The following is a 1,112-nucleotide window of genomic DNA, read 5'->3' as shown; positions in this document are numbered from 1 at the left end:
CGTTCTTCCAAATTATTAATATCACGACCACCAATATTATGGTTCATCGCAAAAATATTAACGTTATGAATATCTGTAATTGTATTGGACCATTGTTTAATCGCGTTTGTGGCGACCTTACTATGAAGAAAATTCTCGTTTAATTCATCCACGATCATTGGTGAAATAAACCGCTTTGAATTAAGGTAATTACCAAGAAAATTAACTGCTTTATTTGTATGAGCACCAGTTCCCTGATTAATTTCTGAATATTGAAGGTTCATCCCCCGATCACCAACAAACGGTTTAAAGTAATCCCGGACTAAAAGGGTCTTCCCTGTAGTCCCCCTACCAATTAGGACCATTGATAGCGGTACTTGATCAGCACTTTTAGCATAATTGGACTTACGATAGATTTGCCGGATCTTCCAGATTAAGGGAGCCGTCATAAGATACATAAATGCAGATAATGCCTGCTGACTTTCATCACGAACCTTGTTATATTTAAAACTTTTGATTACTTTAACAAAGTTTTCGACATCGTCCCGAGTAACATTTTTAACATGATTTTCTAGGGGAATGAATTCATGAGAGTTGGGTTGCTGAACTAATACATTATCGTCAGCATATGACCATAGAGGCTGCGGGTAGAGTGTATTAGCTTCGACGACATTATTAGCTGGTTCTTCCAGATTATTATAGACAATCTCTTTAACCTGATTCTTAATTTCTTCAGTTTTCCGTCGTTTATTTCCTTTAGGGGTATAAATTGTGTTAATTACCTGTTTAACGTCCTTTGGAACCAGTGTATATCGCTGATTTCTTTGCGAATTAGTTATTTTTGTAATATCTTCTACCGGAAAGAGAACAGTATTATCATTGATTTGTTCGACCGTTTGGCTTGTCAGAATTTCGGTAATTTCTTTTGCTGATTTGCCTTTAATCTGATCGATTACTTTCCGGTCAAGATAGTTAGTACTATCCTCAGTAAAGTTCTTCTTGAAAAGTTGCTGATGTGCCTGATAAAATGCTAGATCAGCTGGATTATCCTTTGATCCTGCATACATCCACAGCATTTCAAAATTGTTGGTTAGTGCTTTTTGAGTTAAATTCATCGATCCATTAAAAATTTT

The 1,112-nt window shown here is 35.8% G+C and carries 1 protein-coding gene; it reads right to left on the bottom strand.

Annotation, left to right across the window (positions count from 1 at the left end; genetic code table 11):
• Window positions 1–1,094 (bottom strand): Aq_aa27 family P-loop NTPase (locus tag HMPREF0549_RS08845; RefSeq protein WP_507992263.1); only part of this gene is annotated, 1,094 nt, incomplete at its 3' end.
• Window positions 1,095–1,112 lie beyond the last annotated feature (18 nt).

The organism is Limosilactobacillus vaginalis DSM 5837 = ATCC 49540, assembly GCF_000159435.1.
GTDB classification, from domain to species: domain Bacteria; phylum Bacillota; class Bacilli; order Lactobacillales; family Lactobacillaceae; genus Limosilactobacillus; species Limosilactobacillus vaginalis.
Note: the sequence above shows the minus strand (reverse complement) of the source record. Positions and strands in the feature narration are given on the sequence as shown.